Origin of the sequence: Streptomyces sp. NPDC058221, from assembly GCF_042882365.1 — a bacterium.
In the GTDB taxonomy this organism is placed as follows: domain Bacteria; phylum Actinomycetota; class Actinomycetes; order Streptomycetales; family Streptomycetaceae; genus Streptomyces.
Genome location: NZ_JBHVWF010000001.1, coordinates 165,483 through 171,482, shown reverse-complemented (window position 1 = coordinate 171,482; position 6,000 = coordinate 165,483). Strand labels below are relative to the sequence as shown.

Annotated in this window: 4 protein-coding genes and 1 tRNA gene; 1 reads left to right on the top strand and 4 read right to left on the bottom strand. The window is 70.2% G+C overall.

The window, feature by feature from the left end; genetic code table 11:
- The first annotated feature begins 148 nt into the window (after positions 1 to 148).
- Positions 149 to 811 (top strand): class I SAM-dependent methyltransferase, encoded by a 663-nt coding sequence (locus ACFVW8_RS00825; protein ID WP_389685415.1) that lies wholly within the window; start codon positions 149 to 151, stop codon positions 809 to 811.
- 161 nt (positions 812 to 972) lie between these two features.
- Here ACFVW8_RS00825 and ACFVW8_RS00820 read toward each other — a convergent pair.
- The 4 genes from ACFVW8_RS00820 to ACFVW8_RS00805 all read right to left on the bottom strand — a co-directional run bounded on the left by ACFVW8_RS00820 (position 973) and on the right by ACFVW8_RS00805 (position 5,897).
- A tRNA-Lys gene (locus ACFVW8_RS00820) sits at positions 973 to 1,046 on the bottom strand.
- A gap of 91 nt (positions 1,047 to 1,137) precedes the next feature.
- Positions 1,138 to 2,751 (bottom strand): amino acid permease, encoded by a 1,614-nt coding sequence (locus tag ACFVW8_RS00815; RefSeq protein WP_389685414.1) that lies wholly within the window; start codon positions 2,749 to 2,751, stop codon positions 1,138 to 1,140.
- A gap of 147 nt (positions 2,752 to 2,898) precedes the next feature.
- Positions 2,899 to 5,115, bottom strand: coding sequence for a DEAD/DEAH box helicase (locus tag ACFVW8_RS00810; protein ID WP_389685413.1), 2,217 nt, complete (start codon positions 5,113 to 5,115; stop codon positions 2,899 to 2,901).
- A 209-nt stretch (positions 5,116 to 5,324) separates the two neighbouring features.
- A complete protein-coding gene (locus tag ACFVW8_RS00805) occupies positions 5,325 to 5,897 on the bottom strand; it encodes a hypothetical protein (RefSeq protein WP_389685412.1) in 573 nt (190 codons plus the stop codon).
- Between the last annotated feature and the right edge of the window lie 103 nt (positions 5,898 to 6,000).

The window sequence follows — 6,000 nt, the reverse complement described above, 5'->3', positions numbered from 1 at the left end:
CCCTTTAAACACCCACCCGACCTCACACGCTATCGGACCTTGTCGGGGGGTTTTTTTTTTTTTTAAAACTCACTGTACTTATTCCCTGGCCCCGGGCCCGGGCGGCCGGGGCCCCCCCGGGGGCCCCCGGCCCCATGAACGGAGCAGCATGACCGAGACCCAGGCGTGGGACACCTACTCGAAGCAGAAACCGGAGCGCCGCCCCACGAACGCAGCGGGCGAAACCACCTGGTTCAACTGGACCCAGTACCCCGACCACGGGCCCGGTGCCGAGCTTCTCGGCGTGGGTTCGGGCGCCTCCGTCCTGGACCTGGGCTGCGGCAAGGGTGGGAACCTCGCCCACATCACTGCCCTCGGTGCCCGCGCCGTGGGTGTCGACGTCTCGCTCGCACAGATCAGGGCCGCCGAAGCTCGCTGGTCCGATACCGGCATGGTCCTCCATCGCACCGAGGCCACCCGGTTCCTTGAGGAGAGCGGCGAGCACTTCGACGCCGTGTTCTCCGTGTTCGGCGCCGCCTGGTTCACGGACCCGGCCGTGCTGCTCCCCGCGCTCCGCCGGCGCCTGCGCCCCGGTGGCGTGCTGGCGTTCTCCCACCGGCCGCCGGTTGAGGGCTGCTACGGGTGCCAGGCCTCGTACATCAACCGGTCCGAGGATGAGGACCCGCTCGTCGTGAAGCGCTGGGACTACGAGCCTGAGCGGTGGGTGAAAATCCTCACCGAGCACGGCTTCACTGTGCCGACCGCGCGCATTCTGCCCGCGCCACCCGGCCGCCGGAAGATCGGCACGCTGATCATTCGCGCCCACGGGTAGTGGCGACATACCTCAAGAGCCTCGGCCGGTCCTGCGCCGGGGCTCCGTCGTTTCGTGATCGTTTACGGTTCGATGCAGCATCGCTGGAGCATGCGCGCGAAATCACCCCGAACACGAGGCAGCCCCAGACCAGAAATGAGCTCTGACCTGGGGCTTAGACGTAGGCCGTGTGGGACTCGAACCCACAACCAACGGATTAAAAGTCCGCTGCTCTGACCAATTGAGCTAACGGCCCCCGGCGAATCACCCCCGAGCATAGCCCGCCGCGACCCGGCCGCCGATCGGGTATCGGTTGCCGGGCCCCGTCACGGTTGTGGCGGCCTCGCTCAGCGAGGTGTATTGCGCGCGATCGTGTGCTTGTGATCCGGATTGAGGAACCAGTGGCGGGCCGAGGCCAGCCACCAGGTGGCGGCGAAGCCGAGGACCACCAGGACGGCGATCGGGGCGTAGTTGAAGGTCTCCCAGGTGACGGGTGAGACCTGGGGCAGCATGAAGAGCACCGTGATGACCACCACCCAGACCACCGCGACGATGCCGATGGGACGGGACCAGCGGCCCAGGTGCCAGGGGCCGGGGCGGAAGTCGTCGCCACGCAGCAGCCGCAGCAGGGTGGGAATGACGTAGGCGATGTACAGCCCGATCACCGCGATGGAGGTGACGGCCGCGTACGCGGTGTCGTTGATCAGGTACGGGAGGCCCAGGACCAGCGCACCGATGGCGGCCAGCCAGACCGCCGCCACGGGGGTACGGGTGCGGGGGCTGACCGTGTGCCAGACCCGGGAGAACGGGAGGGCGCCGTCCCGGGAGAACGCGTAGATCATCCGGCTGTTGGCGGTCACGGACGCCATACCGCAGAAGAGCTGGGCGCCGATCACCACCAGGAGCAGCAGCTTGCCCGTGGTGGCCCCCAGGGCGTCCAGGAGGATCTGGGCGGGCGGGGCGCCGGTCGGGGAGGCCAGGGCGCCGTCGTACGACTGGATGGCGAAGGTGAAGCCGAGGAGGAGGACGAAACCAGCGATCCAGGAGGTCCAGATCGACTGGACGATGCCGCGCGGGCCCGCGGTCGCCGCGTCGTGCGTCTCCTCGGTCATATGGGCCGAGGCGTCATATCCGGTGAACGTGTACTGGGCCATCAGCAGCCCGATCATGACCACGTAGAACCCGTTGCCCCAGCCGGTGTTGTTCACGAACTCCGTGAAGACGAACGACGCCGACTGATGGTGGTCCGGTACGAAGGTGAGCGCGCCGACGATGACCGCGACGCCGAGCACGTGCCACCACACACTGACGCTGTTGAGGATCGCGACGATCCGCACCCCGAAGGTGTTCAGCAGACCGTGCAGGAACAGGATCGCGGCGAAGAGGAGGATCGTGCGTCCTGGCGTGACCCGGAAGTCGAACTGGAGGTTCAGATAGGCACCCAGGAACGACGCCGCCCCGAAGTCGATCCCGGCGGTCACCGCGACCTGGCCCAGCACGTTGAACCAGCCGGTGAACCACGCCCACGCCGCCGCCGACCGCGGCGGGGCCAGCCGGTGGGCCCAGAAGTACAGTCCCGCGGACGTCGGGTACGCCGAACAGATCTCGGCCATCGCGAGCCCGACGAACAGGGTCATCAGGCCGACGCCGACCCAGCCCCAGGTGATCAGGACGGGACCGCCGGTGTTCATGCCGAACAGGTAGAGCGTCAGACAGCCGGAGAGCACCGAGATGATCGTGAACGAGACCGCGTAGTTGGAGAAGGCCGACATCCGGCGGGCGAGCACCTGGGTGTAGCCGAGTTCGGCCAGCCGCTCCTCGTCGGAACCGGAAGCGGAAGCGGAACCGGAAACGGAGGCTTTCGGTTCGGAGGCGTCGGGTGGCTCGGACGGTCCAGGTGGCTCGGATGGTTCGAATGGTTCGAATGGTTCGGATGAGGCCTCACGGGGGTTGGTTGTCATGCCCCCAGCGATTCCCTCGCCGGGGGCACGACATGCACCGGTCCCCGGCCCCGTACGGCCGGGGGTGCCTCAGCGCCTCACAGAACAGGGCCCGCACACCACCGAGGGGGGGGGGGGGCCCTGTTCAGCAGTCAGGCGACCGGACGGTCAGCCGTTGCGCTTCCAGCGCGGCTTGTCGTCGCGGCGGCCGAAGGAGCCGGTGCTCGTGCCGGTTCCCGTGGAACGGTGGTCGTCGCGGCGGCCGGTCGGACGGTCGCTGGCACCGCCGGAGCGGAAGCCGCCCGACGGACGGTCGTCACGACGGTCGCGGTTGAACGGACGGTCGCTGCCGCCGGAGCGGAAGCCACCGGACGGGCGCTCGTCACGACGGTCACGGTTGAACGCGGGACGGTCGTTGTCGCGACGCTCGAAGGAACGGCCGCCACGGTCGCCGCCGCGGTCGTCACGACGGTCGTTGCCGCCGGAGCGGAAACCACCGGACGGGCGGTCGTCACGACGCTGGAAACCGCCACGGTCACCACCGCGGTCGTCACGACGGTCATTGCCGCCGGAGCGGAAACCACCACCGACCGGGCGGTCCTCACGACGGTCGTTGCTGCCGCGGAACGACGGACGGTCGCTGCTGCCGCGGTAGCCGTTGCTGCCGGCGGGACGGCCACTGCGCTCGCCGGTACGGTCGTTGCCACCGCGGTATCCACCGCGGTCGCCGCCGCGGTTGTCCCGGCGCTCGTAGTTGCCGCGGTCGTCGCGGCGCTCCTCGCGCGCGGCCTGCTGCTCCGGCACGGAAGCGGCGGCCAGAAGTGCGGCCTGCGCCTCGGCGGCGACCTCGGCCACTGCGGCCTCGGGGTCGTCGCCCCGCTCGCGAGCGGCGCGGGCGACCAGACGGTCGGACTCCTCGCGCAGCTCCACGGCACGGCGCTGGATGCGCTCCAGCTGCTTCGTCAGGTCGGCGGCCTCGCGCTCGGCCTGCTTGGCCGCGTTGTTCGCGGAGTCGGCCTGGACCTCGGTGAGCGAGCGGGCGCCGGTGATCTCGGCGACCTCCGGCTCGAAGACGCCCGCGCCCTGCACGATGTGGCGCGAGGCGTCGACGCCCGCGTCCTCCATCAGGCGGAAGATCTGGCGGCGCTGGTGCGGCAGAGCCAGGGAGACGACGACACCGGACTTGCCGGCACGGGCGGTCCGGCCCGAGCGGTGCAGGTAGTCCTTGTGGTCACCGGCCGGGTCCACGTTCAGGACCAGGTCGATGCCGTCGACGTGGATACCGCGGGCGGCGACGTCGGTCGCGACCAGCGCGTTGACGTAACCCTTCTTGAAGTCCTCGAGAACGCGGGTACGGGCGCCCTGGGTCATGCCGCCGTGCAGCGCGTCCGCCTTGACGCCCGCCTCGACGAGCTGCTCGGCGATGCGGTCGGCGCCCAGCTGGGTGCGGACGAAGATGATCGTGCGCCCCTTGCGGGCGGCGATGGCGGAGGTGACCGGCGCCTTGTCCTTCGGCTTCACGACGAGGACGTGGTGCGACATGGTCGAGACGTTGCCCTGGGCGGAGTCGACCTCGTGGGTGACCGGGTTGCTCAGGTAGCGCTTGACCAGGGTGCCGATCTCGTTCTCCATGGTGGCGGAGAAGAGCATGCGCTGGCCGCCGCCGGGGATCTGGTCGAGCAGCTCGGTGACCTCGGGCAGGAAGCCCAGGTCGGACATCTGGTCGGCCTCGTCGAGGACGGCGACCTGGACGTTCTCCAGGGAGCAGGCACCCCGGTTGATGATGTCGCGCAGCCGGCCCGGGGTGGCGACGAGGACGTCGACACCGCGCTCCAGCGCGTAGATCTGGTTGCCCATCGACGTACCGCCGCAGACGACCTTCATCTTCAGGCCGAGCACGTCGCCGTAGGGCTGCAGTGCGTCCGCGACCTGCATCGCGAGCTCACGGGTCGGCGTGAGGATGATCGCGCGGGGCTTCTTCTTCTCGGTGTGCCCACCGGCCAGCGAGGCCAGGGTCGGCAGACCGAAGGAGAGGGTCTTGCCGGAGCCGGTACGGCCGCGGCCGAGGATGTCCTTTCCGGCCAGGGCGTCCGGGATGGTCGCTGCCTGGATCGGGAAGGGCGCGGTCACACCGTTCTGCGCGAGCTTGCGGACGATGCCGTCCGGCAGGCCCAGCTCGGCGAAGGTGATGGTCGGCTCGGCGTCCGCCTCGGGGGCGGAGTCGGTGTCGGCCTGCTCGGCCCGGGGAGCGTCGGTGTCGGCCTTGGGGGCGTCGGCCTCGATGGAGACGGCGGACTCGGCGACTACGGCCTCTGCGGCCACGACGAGCTCGTCGTTCTCGATGTTCTCGGGCAGCACGGTGTGGTCAGAACTGGAAATTGACATGCGAAATGCGAAACCTTCCGGAGTCTCGGCACGCGCCCGTAACTCCGTGATTCGCAATTTCGACCGCCTCAATGCGGTCCAGCCACGGCAAGGGAGAGTACGCGCCACACGGCGCTCTTCTGTGTCGGCGCCGGGCAATGGATCAAACGATCTACTACCATACGCACTATCACCCGCATTGCGCAAGCCAGCCCCGGCCGACCGGCCCGTCAGGCCGGTCCCACCTGCGGCGATGCCTCCGGCGTCCGCATCGGGTCCGCCTCGCCCGGCGCAGCCATCGCATCGTTGTGGAACTGCGCGGCGGGCGACGCCGAAGGCACCGCGGGCGGGTCAGAAGGCTCCGGATCGGGCTCCGGCGAAGCCGGCGGCTCGGGGGTCCCCGGATCGGACGGAGCCGGCGGATCCGGCTGGTCCGGCTGGTCCGGCTGGTCCGGTACTCCGGGCTCCGACGGTGCGGGTGTCAGGGCCCCGGGCCGGCCGGCCCGGGGCCGCCCCGGCTCGACGGGCTCCTGGCCGGGGCTGTCCGACGGACCGGCGGAGGCACTCGGGCCACCGGACCGGGCGGCCTCCCGCTCGGAGTGCGCCTCGGCGCCGCCGGTACGGGCCCGGCCGGTACCGGCCACCGTGGCACCGTCCGGCTCGACCGCCGAACCCTTCGGCAGGGCCGACCGCGAGGGCGCCGGTTTCCCGTCGTCGTCGCCGACACTCATACAGCCTGCGGACGCGGCGATCGTCACAGCGGTGACGGCCGCCCAGCGGACAGGCACGGACAACTGGCGCACGGGGGCACCTCCGGGGGCGCGAAGAAGGACGGGACGGGTACGGAAACGAGCCGGGAGCGCTGTGCCCAACTCCCGCCGCCCCGCCGGGGACACGCCCCGGGAC